Below are 19112 nucleotides of genomic sequence, written 5' to 3'. Positions count from 1 at the left end.
GCGATGATGGCCTTTTGAATCGCGACTATGCGTCGCTCCTACCATGACTTTCAGAGTAACGCTCATGAAGGCTCGGCATCGCCCCGGCAGATGAAAGTCAACAGCGTTATGACGTTAGTATTTTGGGCGGTTGCCGCGTGACTTTCAGAGTAACTAATCAATCTTCATTGAACCTCAATAAGGACTCAGTTTATGGAACGTCGCGATTTTATACGTTTGAGCGCGGCCGGCGCGGCCGCCGGCCTGATAGCACCCGTCGCCGCCCGGGCGGAAACCGGCGGCGCGATAACGCCTCCGGGTGATGTTTTCTACACACGGGACGCGCCGGGCCGCTGGAAGGGAAAAGAGGCCACCCATTTGCCGAACATCGAAGTCAGTCGAACAGACGGTGAAGTGACTGTCAAGGTGCTTACCGCCCACGAGGTGAAAGGCTACGAGCATTACATCGTCAAGCATGTGTTGCTGGACAGGGATTTTAAATTTCTTGCCGAGCATCTATTTGATCCGGGTAAGGAAAGCGTACCCTTATCCACCTATGCGCTAAAAGACTATAGCGGCACGCTATATGCGCTGAGTGTGTGCAACAAGCATGATCTTTGGTTGAACAGCATCGAGGTATAGGAAGCAAGGCGGCAATGACCCGTGTATGGTGTCCGCGTGCGTCCGGCAAGGCGACGACATGAACAAACCGCAACGCTTCTGTATCGGCTTACTGGCCTGCTTGTTGGGCGCTTGCAGCGCGCCGGAGTATTTTCGCAGGAATATCAGCGAAACGCCGTGCCAGGCGCATTTGCAGCAGTCTTGTCGCGATGCCAATCTGGTAAGCGGGGACGGGTTGGGCTATACGCTGGGCTTTGTGGAACTCGACGATCAAGGCCGGTTTTACGACCGCGGGCAGGCCGATGCCTTGTTGCACTTGCTAAAACGGCAGCGGCAACCGGTGTATGTGACGGTGTATGTACATGGCTGGAACCACAATGCCGATGAAGACGATTTGAATGTCAGCCGCTTCAAACAAAGCTTGACGGACGCCAAACAGCGCAATCCCGACATGAATGTGGTCGGCATTTACGTGGGCTGGCGCGGAAAAACCATAGACCTGCCATACCTGAAATTGTTGACGTTCTGGGATAGGCAGCGTGTCAGCCAAGTGGTGGGCGGCCAGCCCCTGCTGGATTTTTTGCTGCAGGTCGAAGCCTTGGTCAAGACCCCCGCTCAGCCGCGCAACACATTGCTGACCATAGGCCATAGCCTGGGCGCCTCGGTGGTATTCAATGCGCTGAATCCACTGCTGCGGGATAGGCTGGCGCAAGCAGACTCACGGGGCTTGCCGCCGCAAGGCTTTGGCGATCTGGTGGTGCTGGTCAATCCAGCCATGGAAGCGCGGCGTTTCGTCAACCTGCGCGAGGCCGGGCAAGCTTATCGTCGGCGCCACGCGGGCGCCGGCCCGCAACCGCCGCTTTTGCTCATCGCCACCTCGGAAGCCGACAAACTGACCAAGGACTCGTTTTCGCGGGTCAGGCGGATAAGTGCCTTGTTCGCCGATTACGCTAGCGATCAGCCGGTCGGCGAGGCGCCTATTGGGCAATCCGAATGGGAACTCGACACCACTGCGGTGGGGCATTACCCGCATTTCGTCACCCATCGCCTGGAAGCCGGCGGGAGCGCTTATGCCGAAGATCGCTGCGTGTTCGCGGCCGGGCGGCGTCAGACGTCGGCGTTACAAGGTTTGCTGCGGATGAGCATGCACGCCGCCGACGATCCTTACTGGGTGGTGCGGATCAATCGCGACATGCTGCCCAATCATGGTTTTTTGAACCGAAAAGGTTTTTTGTGTTTCATCGATGCGGCCCTGCACGGGGTTGCCGATACCCGCTTGGTTGCGCGCTAGCGAAAACGCGTTCCCCTTCAACTCCTTCATTCACTGATTTTCAAGAGTTTTGCCGATGAATTTTCCGCTTGCCCAAAGAATTGCCGAGTTACAACCGTCCGATATCCGTCTGATGAGCCGCGAATGCGAACGGCGCGGCGGCATCAACCTGGGGCAGGGGCTGGGCGACCTGCCAACGCCACCACTGGTCAGGGATGGCGCCATCGAAGCCATACTGGCCGGGCATAATACTTACACGGCGCCGGAGGGCGTTTTGCCGCTACGGCTGGCTATTGCCGGCAAATTGTTGCGCGATAACGGGTTATCGGTCGATCCGGAGCGGGAAATCGTTATCAGCAGCGGCACCACGGGCGCTTTTGCCGCCACATTGACCGCGTTGCTGAATCCCGGCGACGGCATAGTGTTGATGGAGCCTTACTACGGCTACCATTTGAATACCATTTTGCTCAATGGCCTGGAACCGCAATTCTTGACCCTGCGCCAGCCTGATTTTGCCTTGGATGAGGCCGCTTTGCGGGCGGTAATCCGCCCCTATACCCGGGCCTTGGTGGTGTGTACGCCGTCCAATCCCAGCGGCAAGATGTTTGACGCGGACGAATTGGCTTTGATCGGCCGGGTGGCGGACGAGCACGATTTGCTGGTCATTTCCGATGAAATCTACGAATACATTAGCTATGACGGTCGCTCGCACATCTCGCCGGCGACGGTCGACAGGCTGGGCAAGCGCACGGTCAGCATCATGGGATTTTCCAAGACCTTCAGCATCACTGGCTGGCGCCTGGGTTACGCGGTCGCCGAAGCCCGATTGGCCAATGCCATCAATCTGGTCAACGACTTGCTGTACGTTTGCGCTCCGTCGCCCTTGCAGTATGGCGTGGCGGCGGGCTTGCAGGCCCCGCCGGAGTATTTTCAGCATTTGCGGGACGATTACCAGCGCAAACGCGACATCCTGTGCAATGGCTTGCATGAAGCGGGCTTGACGCCACTGGTGCCGCAAGGCGCCTATTACGTGTTGGCCGATATCGGACACTTGGGGTTTGCCGATGCCAAGACCGCCGCGTTGGCGATACTGGAGCAGACCGGCGTGGCGTCTATTCCCGGCAGTTCGTTTTATCGCGGCAGCGAAGGCGAACGGTTGCTGCGGTTTTGTTTCGCCAAGGATGATGCCACATTGCACGAAGCGGTGAAACGCTTGCGGCAATTACGGGCGTAGGTTTGACCGCGCTTATCTGGATGTAGGGCCGGTCCGTAGCGACAGCGGTGTGCTGGGCAGCATGCAGGGCGGCAGCAATCGTTGTTGCCATGCCAGCACAAGCGCGGGATATTCGCCGCGCATGATCTAACCTTCCGGGCCGATAAGGGCGGGCCAGCCCTGTCGATATCTACGCCGAGTTGCTTCTGGCTTGGGTCTTGCTAAAGCATGGATTTGCTTTAGAGTCATTCACCCACTAAAAAAACAAAGGGGATTTCATGCGTAGAACGATATATCAAGCTTTGGGCCTATCCATTGCAATGGCGGCGGCCGGTTGCGCTTCGCAACCGCACAGTCTGGAGTTGGCGAATCAGGCGGCCGGCGCGACCAATATCAAATCCATCGAATTTTCCGGCAGCGGCCGCTGGTATCAGTTCGGCCAGGCGCCGAATCCGGATTTGCCATGGCCGCCTTTCGAGCTGAAAAATTACACCGCCGGCATCGACTATGACAGCGCCAGCGCCCGGGTACAAATCACCCGCAGCCAGATCATCGAGCCTGGCCGCAATCGTCCCGCGCCGGTGGAGCAGAAAGTCGATCAATATATTAGTGGTAGCACGGCCTGGAACGTGCCGACCACGGGAAACGCCGTTCCCACCGCGCAACCGGCGGCGGCCGAGGAGCGCGCGGCCGAAATCTGGGCTACACCGCAAGGCTTTTTGAAAGCCGCGCTGGCGCATCAGGCTAAATCGGAAGCCGTCGGCGATGGGACGGAAGTATCTTTCAGTCTCGGCGACAAATACCGCTATGTGGGCAAGCTGAACAAGCTCAATCAGTTGACCGGCGTAAAAACCTGGATCGACAATCCCGTACTCGGCGACACATTGGTTGAAACCCAATACAGCGATTACCGGGATTTCGGCGGCGTGCAGTTTCCCGGTCATATCGTCCGCAACCAGGGCGGCTTCCCGGTACTGGATTTACGGGTTGCCAGCGTCAAGGCCAATCCGGCCCTCAACATCTCCATCCCCCAGGAAGCCGCCAAGGCGCCGGAGGTTAACGTGATCAGCACCAAGCTGGCGGACGGCGTGTTCTATCTGACCGGCGGCACGCACCACAGTGTCGCCATCGAACTGAAAGACCATATCGTGCTGGTCGAGGCGCCGCTGAACGAAGAACGGTCGCGGGCCCTTATCGCCAAACTGAACACGGTTGTGCCCAACAAGCCGATCAAGTATCTGGTCAACACCCATGCCCATTTCGATCATTCCGGCGGTTTGCGCACCTTTGTCGACGCCGGCGCCACCATCGTCACCCATCAACCCAACGACAGCTATTACGCAAAGATCTGGGCCAATCCGCACAGTCTGAAAGCCGATCTCCTGGAAAAATCCCATAAACCGGCGCGCTTCGAAAGTTTCAGCGGTAAGCATGTGTTGTCCGACGGCCAGCGCAGTATCGAAATTCACTCCATCGCCGGCAATAGCCACAACGATGCCTTCGTACTGGTTTATCTGCCGGCCGAGAAGATCCTGGTGGAAGTAGATGCGTACACGCCGCTGGCGGCCAATGCGCCGGCGCCCGCTTCCGTCAATCCCTATAGCGTCAACCTGTACCAGAACATCCGGAAACTGGGGCTGGATGTGGAACGGATTGCCGCCTTGCATGGGCCGCGTGTCGTCACTCTGGCCGATCTGCGTGCCGCGATCGGACTGACCAGCGCCAATAATTAAGCGGACAAGCGGGGTTAAGGATATGGTTATAAATAACGTGCCGGAATTAGTTCTTCTTTGTCAGATTCTTAACGGAATTTGTCATTCCGGCGGGGATTGCCGGAATCCAGGCGCCATGGATGGACCGAAGCCTGCCATCCATGGCGCTGGATGCCCGCTTCCAGGCGGGCATGACGACGGTTTTTTAAAAGTGACAAAGTAGAATTAGTAACGTTCGAAATGGCCGGTGATGGCTCTCCAACTTGACAAAGAGGGATGGGGGAGATTTTTAAACGGTCTCCCCTCGATCCCCCTTTTCCAACGGAGGTCGTCATAAAAGCCCCATCACGGTGGGAGCGCCGCATAGTCGGGACTTGCGGCTATTGCCTTTCATTTTCCTGGGAAATGGGGTTTCCGTGAACCCTGCTCTGAAAGTCATGGTAGGAGCGACGCACAGTCGCGATGATAACCTTGCGAATCGCGACTATGCGTCGCTCCCACGAGACTGTCTTTGATTTGCCGGGGCGATGCTCCGGTTTCATGAGCGTTACTGTTACCTGATCAGCAGCAAGCGGCTAATGGCTGTTGCCTGATCAGCAACCGACCATGAGTCGACGATAAAAATACTATAAAAGCAATGCCTTGAGATGTGGCATCTTTATTGCTAAATTGAAATGCAGATTTGAATTCCTCGTTTCAATTGCCAACACGCTCGCTCAGGAAATTGCAGTCCGCATGACGAATCTTACCAGCAAGCCGCGTAGTACCCGGCAGCGGCTCTTATCGGCGGCTGGCCGTATTTTTGCCGAAAAAGGCTACCAGGAAACTACCATCGCCGAGATATGCCAGCAGGCGGGTGCCAATATTGCGTCGGTCAATTATCACTTTCGCGACAAGGAAACCTTGTACCTGGAGTCATGGCGCCATGCGTTCAACAGCGAATTGACGCGCTACCCGGCCGACTCGCCCATCATGACCCTGGCCATCAGCGCCCAAGCCATGCCCCTACGGCAGGTACAGGACCTGACTCTGGAAAGCCGGCTCGGACGCACCCCCTACCAGTTCACGCTGGAAGGGGCGGATAGCGAAGAACTGAACCGCTGGACCGGCCGGCTGGTGGCGGCCTTGCAAGATCGGCCGGAGTTGTCCGAAGCGGTCAGCGACGTGCTGGACCAGGGCCGCCATAGTCACCGTTTACATCGTGCTCGGCGTGCTTTACGAAAGCCTGATTCATCCCCTGACCATTTTGTCGACTCTGCCGTCGGCCGGCGTCGGCGCCTTGCTGGCCTTGCTGGCCTGCGGCCGGGAATTTACCCTGATTGCGCTGATCGGGGTGATCTTGCTGATCGGCATCGTCAAGAAAAACGCCATCATGATGATAGATTTTGCCTTGCATGCCGAGCGCAGCCAGGGGCTGGATTCCCGCGAAGCCATTTTTCAGGCTTGTATTTTGCGATTCAGGCCGATCATGATGACTTCGCTGGCCGCGCTGTTCGGCGCCTTGCCGCTGGCATTGGGCACGGGTTACGGCGCCGAACTGCGCCAGCCCTTGGGCATATCCATCATCGGCGGTCTCGTTTTCAGCCAAATGTTGACTCTGTACACCACGCCCGTGGTGTATCTATACCTGGATCGGTTTCGGCTGTGGCTGCACCGGTCGTTTTTTCATCGTACCGCCCGCCAGGCGGCCAATTCTGTTTAAACACCCGTATTTGTATGCGTCCGATAGTTTATCCCCTGTTCGTTTGTTCCTCGCTCGCCCTGCCGTTGACTGCTTGCACGGTCGGCCCGGATTACATCAGGCCGGAAGCCTCGGTTTCGGCTGAATTCAAGGAAGTCAAGGGCTGGAAACAGGCCAGTCCCAGGGATAACGCCTTGCCCGGCAACTGGTGGGAAGTGTTCAACGACCCGCAATTGAATGTTCTGGAGCAACAGGTGGCGGGCGCCAACCAAACCATTGCCCAGGCGGAAGCGCAATACCGGCAGGCGCAACATCTGGTGCAATCGGCGCAAGCGTCCTTGTTGCCGCTGGCGATGCTGAACGGCGGCTTCAACCGCTTCAAGGCCGCCACCGGCCAGAGCGTTGCGGTGTCCGGGGTGCGCAATCTGTTCAGCCAGGCCGTCAACATTGCCTGGGAGCCCGACTTGTGGGGCAAGGTGCGGCGGCAACTGGAGGCCAACATCGATAGTGCCCAGGCCAGTGCCGCCACCTTGCATGCGTTGATATTGTCCAGCCAGGCCGCCCTGGCCGACAGTTATTTTCAAATGAAAGTGTTGGACGCGCAAAAAGCGCTGTTGGAGGAGACTCTGGCGGCGTTCGGCAAAAATGTGGAAATCACCCAAAACCGTTATGACGCCGGCGTGGTCTCCAAGGCCGATGTGGCGCAGGCGCAAACCCAGTTGGAGACCGCAAGGGCCCAGGCTATCGATCTCGGTGTACAAAGGGCCAGGCTGGAACATGCCATCGCGGTGCTGATCGGCAAGACGCCGGCGGAAGTTTCCCTGCCCGCATTAGAACTGGCCGGGCAACTGCCGGAAATTCCGCTCAGCCTGCCGTCCGAGCTGCTGGAACGCCGGCCGGACATCGCAGCCGCCGAGCGCAACATGGCCGCCGCCAATGCCCAAATCGGCGTGGCCAAGGCTGCTTATTACCCGACCCTGAATCTGGCCGCCACCAACGGCTTTCAATCCAGCGATGCCGATACCTTGTTTACCATGGCCAAGCGCTTTTGGGCGCTGGGTCCCGCCGGCGTGGCGCTGACGCTGTTCGACGGCGGCGCCAGGAATGCCCAGTACAAACAGGCGATGGCCGCCTACGATGCCAGCGTGGCCGGCTACCGGCAAACCGTGTTGACCGGCTTTCAGGAAGTGGAAGACAGTCTGGCGGCCTTGCGCATACTGGAGCGGGAGGCCCAGGTTCAGGACAAGGCGGTTGCCGCCGCCAGGCAGTCGCTGGTATTGATTCAGAATCAATACAAGGCGGGTACCGTCAGCTATCTGAACGTCATCGTTACCCAGGCGGCCGAATTGTCCAGCCGGCAGACCGCGCTGCAACTGCGGGGCCAGCGTCTGGCGGCCTCCGTGGCTTTGGTCAAGGCTCTGGGCGGCGGCTGGAACCAGAGTCAGCTGCCCGGCGAGGATGAAGCAGGCGGGGAGCGCAAATGGACCGATTATCTGATCTTGCCGTTGGTGGATTAGGGGTTGGCGGAAGGGTCGGGCGGCTTATTCCGGCCCCCGGATTTGCATGTTCCGCGGAAGTGGGAAGCTGCAGGCCAATCACAGCGCCGGCATTTTCGGCAAGCCCGCTGTTGCTGAGCAAACAGCAGGCGTGCAGCGGATATTCAAAACTGATGATATACCAGCAAGCCGGCATGGAAATGCATTGATGCCCGGATGCCGGGCTAAGTTGGATTACCTTGCTCGAATGGCTTTAATTCATTGCAAAACAAATACATACTTCATCTCTTGGTTTGGTTTTCTCCAGGCTCGATCAATCTGGCACATGCCGTGCATTAACAGAAACAGTTGGCGTTGAGCAAGTCATTGACGAACGATGAGTGGATCGTATCGTGCCGCCTTTTTCGTTTCCTGTCACCAAGCAGATGCGGGAAGGTTGACTTGTCCGGCGCCACCCTTAAACGACACGAATCCAATAAAGACCGATGGGCGCATGCGCCCATCGAGGCGATAGGGATTCACGCGATTCAATGAGTATGAGGAACACGGTTATGAGCAATCCTTTACGCGCATTTTCAAAATTCGAACCGCCAGGCAATCTCAACTGGCAGTCCCCGGGCTCGCTGGCCTTGCAATCGGCCGGAGTCGGCGCGTTGGAGCCATTGGTCGCTTCCGCCGACGGCAGCGTACTGAAAAATTTCAAATACACGGGCGATAACCGCGACGCCAAATGGGCCGATTACCTGATATTGGGGTTTTTATCGATATTGATTCATTCCACGGTGGTGAATCGTTTCGATCGATTGTCGCTGGAGCAGGAAATCGTCGAACCGCCGAAGGCGGAATCCAAGGTTCAGATTACCCTGGCCAGACCGCAACCCAAGCCTGTGCCGCCGCCTCCGGTCGTGATTCCGCCGGTGCAAAAGGTGGTGCCGCTAAAGCCGCAAAAACCCAAGCCAAAACCCAAGGTCGTCGAACAGGCGCCAGTCGTGCAGACACCAGTGGTTTCGGATGCACCGCCTTCGCCCGCGCCCGTTTACGCGCCGCCCGCGCCACCCGCGCCGGTGGTGGAAGAGAAGATCACCCTGCCGTCGGCCGGCGCGGATTATCTGAATAATCCCGCTCCGGAATATCCCGAAATCGCCCAGGAACGTGGCTGGGAAGGCAAGGTATTGATGAAGGTGCATGTCAAACCCGACGGCAAGCCAGATCAAGTCAGCGTCATCAAATCCAGCGGGCAAAAAGTGCTGGACGATGCCGCCGTCAAAACCGTTTACAAATGGTCCTTCGTGCCGGCCAAGCGCGGCGAAACGCCTATAGCCGGCAACGTGACCGTTCCGATTACCTTTAATTTATCTTGAGGATTTCATATGTCTGATATAGCAACCAGCGTCATCGTCGATGGCACGCTCGATACACTCATTGCGGCTTCCGTGGTGACTTGGGCCTTGATCTTGATCAAAGGGATCCAGCATATCCGGATTTCTTACCATAATCGCAAATTCAGCAAGCAATTCTGGGGCTCGCCCAATATTCAGGCGGCGGCGCATCTGGCCGACGAGAAGGGGCCGGCCGCCAGGGTGGCCGGTATAGGATTTGCGACGCTGATCGAAACCGACGGCGGCGCATCCACCCACGACCTGGATCATACCTGGGATAGGCAGGAATTGTTGGATAGACGCTTGCGCCAGCAAATGCAGAAGGAACGCGGTTCCCTGGAAAGCGGTCTGGCCGTTCTGGCCACCATCGGCAGTATTTCCCCGTTCGTCGGCTTGTTCGGCACGGTGTGGGGCATCATGGGCGCCTTGACTAATATCAGCAAATCGGGTTCCGCCAGTCTGGAAGTGGTGGCGGGCCCCATCGGCGAGGCGCTGGTGGCAACGGCGGTGGGTATCGCCGTGGCGGTTCCGGCCGTGGTGGGGTACAACTTTTTTATCCGCCGCAACAAGGTGCAATGGGCCTTTCTGGACGATTTTGCCATCGACTTCGTGCATCTGGCCCTGAAAGCCTCGTTCATCATTCCCAACCCAACCGCCAAATCCACCGCCGCGGCGGCAAGCAAGCTGACCGAAATCAGCGGCGGTAAAAAATCCGCCGGCAAGGATTCCTACGATGAACTGGTCGCGACGGAGGCGCATGCATAATGGCATTCAATACAAAAGATGGCGGCGGCGATGACGATGTGATGGGCGAGATCAATGTCACGCCCCTGGTCGACGTAATGTTGGTGTTGCTGGTGGTGTTCATCGTCACCGCGCCGTTGCTGACCCAGGCCGTGCACGTCAATCTGCCCAAAACCGCCGAAACCGCGCCGCCGGACGAGAAGGCCGCCGTCTACCTGAGCGTGGATGCGACCGGCAAGGTGTTTATCGACAAGCAGGAAATAGCGCTTGAAGCGATCGAGGGCGAGCTGAAAAACCGCCAGGCGGCGGATCCCGAACTGGCGCTGAACCTGAACGCGGACGACGGCGTGCAATACGGCACCGTGGCCAAGGTGATGGCCTCCATCGAGCGGGCCGGCGTGACCAAGTTGTCGGTGTTGACCGCGCCAGGCAGTTAAGTCCGGCTTAGTTCTTTGTCAGATTCTTAAGGGAATTCGTCATTCCGGCGGGGATTGCCGGAATCCAGGCGCCATGGACGGACCGAAGCCCGCCATCCATGGCGCTGGATGCCCGCCTTCCAGGCGGGCATGACGGTGGTTTTTAAATGTAAAAAAGTAGAGTTAGCAAGGCTGCTCACCTTCTCCCCTGTTTTTATTCATTCATCAAGGAGATTTTTTCATGGCGCGTAAAACGGCCGACGATTTTCATCCCGAAGCCCTGCAATTGTTCGATCAATATGTGCATGGCGATATCGGGCGGCGGGATTTTTTATCCAGGATACCCAAATACGCCTTGTTGGGCTTGACGGCGGAGGGCGTGCTGGAGGCCTTGAGTCCGCGTTTCGCCGAGGCGGCGCAGGTAGCCGGCAACGATCCGCGCATCTCCGCCAGCTATGTCGAATATCCATCGCCCAAGGGCAACGGCAAAATCCGCGGCTTATTGGTAAAGCCCGCCAATGCGCAAGGCAAATTGCCGACTGTGTTGGTGATTCATGAAAACCGCGGCTTGAACCCGCATATCGAAGACATTGCCCGCCGGCTGGCACTGGACAACTTTATCGCTTTCGCGCCGGATGCGTTGTTCACCCTGGGCGGTTATCCGGGCGACGAGGACAAGGCGCGCGAATTATTCGCCAAACTGGATAAAGCCAAGAATCAGCAGGATTTTCTGACGGCGGCTCAGATACTGAAGAAGTTGCCGGAAGGCAACGGCAAGGTCGGCGCGGTCGGCTTTTGCTACGGCGGCGGCATCGTCAACTGGCTGGCAACCCGCATTCCGGATTTGGCGGCCGGCGTGTCTTTTTACGGCGCGCAACCGGCGGCGGAAGATGTACCGAAAATCCAGGCGCCGTTGCTGATTCACTACGCAGGCGCCGACGAGCGGATAAATGCCGGCTGGCCGGCCTATGAATCCGCGCTGCAAAAAGCCGGGGTCAATTACGAAGCGCACACCTATCCCGGCGTCCAGCATGGCTTCAATAACGACACCACGCCGCGCTACGACGCAGCCACCGCCAAATTGGCCTGGGACAGAAGCATCGGATTTTTCAACACTTATTTGCGCGACGGTTGATACGTCGGGAGGCGATCATGAAAGTAGAAGTACATGTCTGGGATTGGCCGTTAAGGTTGTTTCACTGGTTGTTGGTGCTAAGCGTGCTGGGAGCTTATCTGACCGGCAAGGAAGGCGGTGATTGGACGGACTGGCACGCACGCTTCGGCAGCGCGATACTGGGCTTGCTGGTATTTCGCCTGATTTGGGGCTTCATCGGCAATACCCACGCCCGCTTCAGCAATTTTTTCCCTACCGTGCCACGCTTGTTCGCCTACATAAAAGGCGATTGGCACGGCGTGGGCCATAACCCGGTGGGAGCCTTGGCGGTATTGGCCTTGCTCAGCGTGCTGCTGATTTTGGTCGGTAGCGGTTTATTCGCCAATGACGATATCGCCTTCGAGGGGCCTTTATATAGTTTGATCGACAAGGATCTCAGCGACAAACTGAGCGGCTGGCATATCCGCGCGGTGAATGTGCTGTTGATTCTGGTCGCTATTCACGTCACGGCGATCGGCTTTTATCAGCACGTGAAAAAGAACGATCTGATCAAGCCCATGCTGACCGGAAAAAAGAAATTACCCGGTACCCTGGCGCCGACAGCGGTTGCTTCCGTCGGTATCGCGCGCTTCGTTATCGGTGTGCTGTTGTCGGTCAGCGTGGTCTGGTATGTCTGGGGCGGCGATCCGCTGAAATATTTGCAGCCTCTGGCCGGAATCCAGTCGGCGCAGGCCGGCGGCAAAATTCAATAAAATTCTCAAACCAAAAAACAAGGAGATATGCAATGAAACAAAAACTGGCAATCGGGTTGGTGCTGGGAGCGGCCGCAACCGCCGCATTGGCCGGCCCGATCGAGGATCAGATCCGCTTCCGCCAATCCGCCTATTCGTTTCTGGGCTGGAACACCGCCAAAATCAAAGCCCAGGCCGTTGACCATCCGGAAACATTCAACAAGGAAGAAGTTGTTGCCGCCGCCAATGCGGTTGCCGCCGTGGCCAACTCCGGCCTGTTGGGGCTGTATGGCGAAGGCAGTGCCGAGGGCACGGGCTGGAAACCGTCCCGCCTGAAGGTCGAGTATTTTGAGAAGAAGGACGAAGTCAAGGAAATCGAGGCCGGTTTCATTGCCGAAGCCAACGAATTGCAAAAAGTGGCCGCGAGCGGAGATGTCGGCGCTATCAAGGAGCAATTCGGCAAAGTCGGTAAAACCTGCAAATCCTGTCATGATCTGATTCGGGTGCGGGAGTAAATCAAATCCCTCGGGTTTCGTAGCCCGTAAGGATTTTTGAAAACCCGATTGCCGCCCGCGCCAACGGGCGGAAATCGGGTTTTTTTTTGCCCTCTGTTCGGCTGGTAACTTGGCCCGCGCCGCTGCGCGTCGGGAACAAGCCATGGTCGTCATGTTATCCATGGGCGCCGGCTTGTAAGGAATTGATGCAGGCTGAGGCGCCGGTTATCGGTCAGGATTTCGCCGGCGGGGAAGGCGATGGCGCGGAACCGGGGGAGCGGTGCCGCGCGACATGAACAACAGGAAGGGTTTCAACCGCGCCGACCCGAAGCGGTTGGCCGCCATGAAACAGGTTCCCGCGGCGAATGCCGTTGGAACCCGGATTGAAAAAAAGCCCGTTCCGCGCATCTCCGTAGGCGTTGCCTCGGCAGACCCGCTGGCACGTTCGGCCCGGTTTATTTGTGCTTTTTGGCGGGGTGTGCTGTGCTGGGGTACAGCGACAGATAGGGTTGGAACAAATCGTGTTTATTCAGTTTGGTTTCAATCGGCAAGCCTTGGTAGTAGGCCCAGCCGTCCTTGTCGTTATCGTCCAGTTTGCCGTCGTTGTTCAAGTCCAATGCAACCAACGGCGTGGTGGGCACGCTGCCGGTATATGCATACTTATATTGACCGGTGTAGCCCTCCCAAATATTTCTGACTTGGGTGTAGAGTTGCCGTATTTGGCCAAGGCGTTGGCGGCCTGCACGCTACGGAAACCGGTGGCGCAAAGGATGTATAGCGGCTGGTCCTTGTCGGGGAATCTTGCTTCCACATAATCGATAAAGCTTTGAATGTTGAGGGTGCCGTCATTGACCGAGCCCTGGATGTTGACGTCCGGATCGACGGATATGTCGTAGCCGATATAACCGCTGGTATTGTCATTGGCTTTGGTGGGGCTTTTGGTTACATGCGGGAAGGGAATGTTGATACTGCCCACCGGATGGCCCGCCACATATTCTTCAATACGGCGCACGTCCAGAATGACCGGCTTCCTAGGCCTTTGGCCGTTGTCGTCGGACCAGTCGTCATCGTCATCGTGTTTATTCCATTTGCGGTCGCTTGCATGCAACCAAGCTTGCGCGGAGCTGATTTCGGAGTGATACAAAACCGGATAGCCGTAACGGTTACCGGTGGTTTCGTCGGCATGGGCCGCGGCCAGGTTGATCAGGCCCAGGCTTAGTAATAAGGCGTGTTTCGAAGGTTTCATAGGTCTTGTTCCTCATGCGGAGACGGTTGGTTCTACTTTGTCGCATTTAAAAACCGCCGTCATGTCCGCCTGGAAGCGGGCATCCAGCGCCATGGATGGCAGGCTTCGGTCCATCCATGGCGCCTGGATTCCGGCAATCCCTGCCGGAATGACGAATTCCTTAAAGAAACTGACAAAGTAGAAATAGGCGAAATGCCTGAACGGTATCAGCAATAAAAGTGCCACCGAAGTCCGTTGTGGAAATGGAGCGGCAGTTCCGGGCCGATAGTCTTGATTCCGCCGCGATCGAGGCCGGTGCTGGCGGAATCCGCATCCGGTTGCTGGGTGGCGGGTTGGCGCATAATTTGCTGAAAGCCGGGCAGATAGTCAGCAGGACCTGACCGAAGCGCAGCAGTTGCTGAAATATCAACAGCCAATCAGCACACCCTGCTGTTTTATCAGCAGTTCATGAGAAGTAATTCACAAAAAATCCTTTAAAAACAAGCCTGAAAAGAGTGGCAAGAAAAATGCTTGTTCGTTGCAGGGTGGTGTTAAGCCGCTCGTCCCTTCTTCTCTCTTGTATTTACCCATTAAGGTGACTTTATGAATATATCTTACAAAATCGCCTCGGCGATTTCGCTTGCCTTGCTGGCCGGCAGCGCCTCGGCGGCCATCGACACCGGCTTTGGTTTCGCGACGGAGACTGCCCGTCCGAGTTCTTTGGTGTTTAGCGCGGTCGACGATACCACCAAGCAAACCTTCGTTCTTAACTTGGCCCTGGCCACCACGTCCGGCGTCACCGGACTTAATTATGCCGACTTCGCTGGCAACAAACCCGGCGCGGCCGGATTTTCCGATGCCTTGACCAGCGCCCTGGCGGCTACCGGCAGTCTGACCTGGAACTTGAGCAGTTTCGGCCAATTCGGCAGCTTTATCAGTAATATCGCTAACCTGCGTTGGTCGGTCTTGGGCGGTTACGAATTCGACAACGTGGCGCTGAGCAACGGCGACAAATTCGGCGTGGAACCGGATTTCGACGGCTTGTATAACGATTCCTACAACACCCAATGGGGTGCCTTGGTAACCGCGCCGGGTGTCGCATGGCTGAATCCGAACGACCAGGGGATACTGACCATCAACCCCAGTAATGTCGGCACCACCGGCGCCTATCTGGCGGCGGTCAATTCGAAAATTGCCGCCGAAGGCGAAAACCCTGATGTGGCCTCGCTGGATCCTGTTAACGGTGTGGCGTTTTACGATACCAAAGTGAAAGGGTGGGATGGCGCCTTTCTGCCGGGAGTGCCGACCAAAAACGGCGCCGGCGATTATGAGTTCATCTGGGCCACCAACCCCTTCGCCGACGGCAAAAACCAGTTTACCTCGCTGGGTAAATTCACCCTGGGTCTGGACGGCACGCTGACCTTCAGCAACGTGGCGGCCGTGCCGGTGCCGGGCGCGCTGTGGTTGTTCGGCTCGGCATTGGTTGGTTTGCTGGGCGTTTCCCGGCGCAAGTCCGGCGGCGCAAGCGCGGCCTGAGGTTTTTACCCCGCCGCCTGGGCTTTGCCCGGCGGCAAGGAATTCACGCATCAATTAAGGATCATCACCATGACAGTATCATTCAAACTCAATACGCTGGCCGTGGCGGTTTCGCTACTGGCCGCGCCATCCGCGCATGCCCTGACGCCTTGGACTCACGGTCTGCCGGAAGTCAAAATCCACACCTCGGGCGGCGCCGCCCAGGACCGCGCCATCGAAGAGGCCATCAAATTCGGCCTGGCGGAAGCCGGCACACTGGACGTGTTTCAGGACGTGGACGGCAGCAACAAGGGTCGGCGCTTTTTGGGCTATTACTTTACCGGCAAAAATACCCTGACCAACGGTCTGGCCGGCAAGCGCATTTATATCTCCAAGCGTTCGCTGGGCGCGGCCGGCTATGGCGTGGTGCCGCTGGCCGGCAACATCGGCTTGGATAACCTGGATATTTCCCTGAGCAGTTCCAACGGTACGCTGGGTTCCAGCCAGGCCGGCGCCTGGACGCTGGAGCCGGGCAAAACCAATGTCTGGAACGCGGCCATTACCAATAGCGGCAGCAATACCGGCCAGTCGGCCTGGAGCAACTACCTGGTGCAAAACCAGCTTTCGGACGGCGGCTTTACCGGCGTGGACGGCCCGGCCCTGTTGCAACCCGGTACCGATAACTACCCGGAACAAGTCAATGAACCAAGTACCGGTGCCAAGACCGCCAACTGGCGCAACGATCTGACTGGCGCTGATCTAACCGGCAACAACATTGCCCGCGTCCCGACCGGCGGCCTGGTGTACGGCATAGGCGTGCCGCTGGACTTTTACAAGGTGTTGCAGGTGGTGCAAGCCCGTAGCGGCCAGTTGCCGGAAGATATCCTGACCGACCCGGCCAAACTGGGTAAGTATGACGACGAACGCTATATTCCCAGTTTGAGCAGCGACTTTTTAGCCAGTTTGCTGGCCGGTCAGATCAAGGATTGGGGTGATGTGAAGTTTATCGATAACAACGGTACCCCCAATACCACAGCAGACGACAGCGTGGTAGCCTTGACCGATGCCACCGTGTTGGCTGACGCCGGCGTGGCGGCGCCTTTCAGAACCAAGGTCTTCATCGGTCGCCGGAATCAGGGCGCGGCTATCAGCGCGGTTTCCTACGCCAAACTGCTGGGTTACCCCTACGTGGACGGCGCCAGGGCACCAAAAGCCGCCACCACCAATCTCAGTGCTATCGATACGGGCAGCACGGCGCCGATTGCCAAAAATCCCGGCGGCGCCAATGCCACCGATGCGTTGTTGACCGACTGGCAGAACGGTACCAACAGCAGCGGCTTCAATCCCAGCCTGAGAAAATACTGGGGCTTCGCCCTGCACGGCGGCGACCGCAATGCCAACGCCACGCAGCCCTGGCGCTACGTGCGTATCGACGGCGCGGCGCCGACCATCGCCAACGTGGCCAACGGCAGTTATCCCTTGTGGGCCGAGGGCGAAGTGCTGATCCGGCCGGCCGCGCAAATCGGCGCCGACAAGGTCGCTGCCCTGCAAGCCTTTGCCAGCGCGCTGGGCAACGTGGCGGTGGCGAAAACCGTCAACACCAACGCGATATTGCCGTTCGGCCAATCCGGGGTGTTTGCCACCACCGCCACCGATTCCAGCGCCTTCGTCTCGATTCCCTTCACGGCGCTTAACCCAATCGTTCCGCTTTCCCATGTCACCAGTAGCGGCTTTACCAGTCTGGGGGTAAGCCCGGTGGCGTTCAACAACGGCGTGGCCAATCCGGGTTTCGGCGGCACCACCAACACGGTGATTCAACTGAAATAAGTCACTCCGGATGCTGTTGCCCAAGGATGGGCGCACAGGGTGTTTGCAATGGCGGGAAGCGGCTGCGTTCGTTCGCCATTGACATCGGCAGCGGCTGAGAGGGATGGGCATGAAACGACGCTGGAGCGTCGGCAGGAATTTGGGAATGAGTCCGGATGGATTAGGGAACGGTCGACAGGATATAGGGATAGAAAACGGAACGAGAACAGCGGACGGCGGGCGACCACGAAAACCGCCGGTTTATGCTCTCGTAAAAGTCCGGGCCGGGCCGGCTTCGCTGAGTGGGCGAAGCGGGTCCGCCGGGCGGGCGGTCAGGGACGACCACCAAGCCCTTTTGCTAGTGCCCGAAAGGGTTACAGAGTTGCGGCTGATGGACTGAATTTGCAACCGGTTTGTTATAAATCAGCAGAGCGGACTTCTCACCCCCGAGTCGAATCCAGTCCATCAGCGGCGGCTTTGCCGATGGGGTCGCCGCACGGCGGTTACCGCTCATTGGAGAGCGGCGGGGTATGTCCATCGGCTGTCCGATGGATGCCGGCGCGCATGGCTTAGGGATGCCGTGCCCGGTTTTTAAGTTAATTTAACGAGGGATTTTTTATGTCTTTATTCAGATATTTTCAGCCGCTTACGGCGCAATTCAAACGGTTGTGCGCGGCCGCCGGTTTGGCTTTGTTCAGCATGGCCGGCAACGCCGCCGTCCTGAACGGTTCGACGGTGGACTACCACTTCGACGACAGTCTGTTGAATAGCTTGTTCGGTAGCGTCAGCATCAGCGGCGACGTGCTGTCGTTTTCTCCGGTCGGGTTCGAGGCGCTGGCCAATCTGGTCAATAATCCGCCCATCATTACCACTACAGACACAACGCCCCTAATCAGCGTGACGGCAAAATCGGGTTACGTCTTAAACGGCTTGAGCCTGGCGGAGCAGGGCAATTATTACCGGATCGAGAGCGCGCCGGCATCGAGCTTCGTGGGCGTTTCGGGCGAGTTTGTCGTTAACGGTGCCGCCACGCAGTTTTCCGCCAACCAACCGCTGACCAATGCCTTCGGTTTCGCCGAACTGGCCAACGGGGTGCCGTTTATCACTTCGGCCTGGAATGTTGATGTGGCGTTGGCGCTGAATGCGCTCGAATCGGCAACGGTGAAGGTGCAGAACATACTGGTGGCCGGTGTGGCCGGTTTGGGCAATTCGGCCTTCATCGCGAAAAACCTGCTCAGCATCGGCGCCTTTACCACCCAGCTGTCCGGGCCGCCGGCGGCGGTGCCGGTTCCCGGCGCTGTTTGGTTGTTCGGCACCGCGTTATTGGGCTGGATCGGCGTGACCCGCCGCAAGACCATGGCTTGACACTGGGCGGGATGGGCCGCGGAAGCAGCCCATCCCGCCGCGGAGTCGAGGCATTGTTGTCAGGGAGCCAGGGCCGGGAGCGCGTCGTTTGCACCGGCTTTTTTGCGTTTTTACAGGATTGCCGGAATACCCATATGGGGCACAACCAAGGATTCCGTCCCAATAATTTCCCTTTATAGCCACTCTCTCCCGCGCGGAGAGGGAACGGAATGCGGAAGTCATTACGGGACGAATCCCAAGCCATGGGCGTTTCCGGCCGGCAAGTCCAGCTCGGCAATCGAATACCGGTAACTTGGTGTATCCGGTCAGTTATGAATTTGGTTTTAACCCGGTTCGCCGGTAATTTTCAGG

18 protein-coding genes and 2 pseudogenes are annotated in these 19112 nt (G+C 57.8%); 16 read left to right on the top strand and 4 right to left on the bottom strand.

The features are described from left to right. Positions 1-192: 192 nt before the first annotated feature. The 13 genes and pseudogenes from NP590_RS16880 (at position 193) to NP590_RS16825 (ending at position 12871) form a co-directional block, all read left to right on the top strand. A complete protein-coding gene (locus NP590_RS16880) occupies positions 193-621 on the top strand; it encodes a desulfoferrodoxin family protein (RefSeq protein ID WP_256603817.1) in 429 nt (142 codons plus the stop codon). Between the two features lie 58 nt (positions 622-679). After that, positions 680-1891: an alpha/beta hydrolase family protein gene (locus tag NP590_RS16875; RefSeq protein WP_256603816.1), complete on the top strand. Its 1212-nt coding sequence runs from the start codon at positions 680-682 to the stop codon at positions 1889-1891. Between the two features lie 55 nt (positions 1892-1946). Continuing rightward, positions 1947-3104: a pyridoxal phosphate-dependent aminotransferase gene (locus NP590_RS16870; RefSeq protein ID WP_256603815.1), complete on the top strand. Its 1158-nt coding sequence runs from the start codon at positions 1947-1949 to the stop codon at positions 3102-3104. A gap of 257 nt (positions 3105-3361) precedes the next feature. Continuing rightward, complete coding sequence (locus NP590_RS16865) at positions 3362-4816, top strand: MBL fold metallo-hydrolase (RefSeq protein WP_256603814.1); 1455 nt, start codon at positions 3362-3364, stop codon at positions 4814-4816. Positions 4817-5530: 714 nt separating this feature from the next. Next, positions 5531-5698, top strand: a pseudogene (locus tag NP590_RS20615) (TetR/AcrR family transcriptional regulator); the annotation flags it as partial. Between the two features lie 265 nt (positions 5699-5963). Next, a pseudogene (locus NP590_RS16860) lies at positions 5964-6497 on the top strand (efflux RND transporter permease subunit); the annotation flags it as partial. A 14-nt stretch (positions 6498-6511) separates the two neighbouring features. Next, on the top strand, positions 6512-7993 hold the full coding sequence (locus tag NP590_RS16855) for an efflux transporter outer membrane subunit (RefSeq protein ID WP_256603813.1): 1482 nt from the start codon (positions 6512-6514) through the stop codon (positions 7991-7993). A gap of 530 nt (positions 7994-8523) precedes the next feature. Further along, positions 8524-9333, top strand: coding sequence for an energy transducer TonB (locus NP590_RS16850; RefSeq protein WP_256603812.1), 810 nt, complete (start codon positions 8524-8526; stop codon positions 9331-9333). 9 nt (positions 9334-9342) lie between these two features. Next, positions 9343-10116 carry a MotA/TolQ/ExbB proton channel family protein gene (locus tag NP590_RS16845; RefSeq protein WP_256603811.1) on the top strand — a complete coding sequence of 258 codons (774 nt, stop codon included), beginning with the start codon at positions 9343-9345 and terminating at the stop codon, positions 10114-10116. Beyond that, complete coding sequence (locus NP590_RS16840) at positions 10116-10532, top strand: ExbD/TolR family protein (RefSeq protein WP_256603810.1); 417 nt, start codon at positions 10116-10118, stop codon at positions 10530-10532. Before NP590_RS16845 ends, NP590_RS16840 begins: the two co-directional genes overlap by 1 nt. A gap of 220 nt (positions 10533-10752) precedes the next feature. Then, a complete protein-coding gene (locus NP590_RS16835) occupies positions 10753-11646 on the top strand; it encodes a dienelactone hydrolase family protein (RefSeq protein ID WP_256603809.1) in 894 nt (297 codons plus the stop codon). A gap of 17 nt (positions 11647-11663) precedes the next feature. After that, entirely contained in the window at positions 11664-12377 is a 714-nt protein-coding gene (locus NP590_RS16830) for a cytochrome b/b6 domain-containing protein (protein WP_256603808.1), read from the top strand. 32 nt (positions 12378-12409) lie between these two features. Then, positions 12410-12871: a cytochrome c gene (locus NP590_RS16825; RefSeq protein ID WP_256603807.1), complete on the top strand. Its 462-nt coding sequence runs from the start codon at positions 12410-12412 to the stop codon at positions 12869-12871. Between the two features lie 434 nt (positions 12872-13305). On the opposite strand, the gene NP590_RS16820 is transcribed toward NP590_RS16825, so the two are convergent. Genes NP590_RS16820 through NP590_RS16805 form a run of 4 tightly spaced genes read right to left on the bottom strand, consistent with a single transcriptional unit; the run spans position 13306 to position 14512 of the window. Continuing rightward, the gene (locus tag NP590_RS16820) at positions 13306-13461 is read right to left on the bottom strand and encodes a hypothetical protein (protein ID WP_256603806.1); all 156 of its coding nucleotides are present in this window, start codon (positions 13459-13461) and stop codon (positions 13306-13308) included. Continuing rightward, positions 13458-14096, bottom strand: coding sequence for a rhodanese-like domain-containing protein (locus NP590_RS16815; RefSeq protein WP_256603805.1), 639 nt, complete (start codon positions 14094-14096; stop codon positions 13458-13460). Before NP590_RS16815 ends, NP590_RS16820 begins: the two co-directional genes overlap by 4 nt. 12 nt (positions 14097-14108) lie before the next feature. Then, entirely contained in the window at positions 14109-14321 is a 213-nt protein-coding gene (locus NP590_RS16810) for a hypothetical protein (RefSeq protein ID WP_256603804.1), read from the bottom strand. Then, positions 14303-14512: a hypothetical protein gene (locus tag NP590_RS16805; RefSeq protein ID WP_256603803.1), complete on the bottom strand. Its 210-nt coding sequence runs from the start codon at positions 14510-14512 to the stop codon at positions 14303-14305. Before NP590_RS16805 ends, NP590_RS16810 begins: the two co-directional genes overlap by 19 nt. Positions 14513-14678: 166 nt before the next feature. On the opposite strand from NP590_RS16805, the gene NP590_RS16800 reads away from it, so the two are divergent. The 3 genes from NP590_RS16800 to NP590_RS16790 all read left to right on the top strand — a co-directional run bounded on the left by NP590_RS16800 (position 14679) and on the right by NP590_RS16790 (position 18761). After that, positions 14679-15611 carry a hypothetical protein gene (locus NP590_RS16800; RefSeq protein ID WP_256603802.1) on the top strand — a complete coding sequence of 311 codons (933 nt, stop codon included), beginning with the start codon at positions 14679-14681 and terminating at the stop codon, positions 15609-15611. 69 nt (positions 15612-15680) lie between these two features. Next, on the top strand, positions 15681-17417 hold the full coding sequence (locus tag NP590_RS16795) for a hypothetical protein (protein ID WP_256603801.1): 1737 nt from the start codon (positions 15681-15683) through the stop codon (positions 17415-17417). A gap of 597 nt (positions 17418-18014) precedes the next feature. Then, complete coding sequence (locus NP590_RS16790) at positions 18015-18761, top strand: PEP-CTERM sorting domain-containing protein (protein ID WP_256603800.1); 747 nt, start codon at positions 18015-18017, stop codon at positions 18759-18761. Positions 18762-19112: the final 351 nt, after the last annotated feature.

This window comes from Methylomonas subterranea, from assembly GCF_024505185.1.
GTDB classification, from domain to species: Bacteria; Pseudomonadota; Gammaproteobacteria; order Methylococcales; family Methylomonadaceae; genus Methylomonas; species Methylomonas subterranea.
Note: the sequence above shows the minus strand (reverse complement) of the source record. Positions and strands in the feature narration are given on the sequence as shown.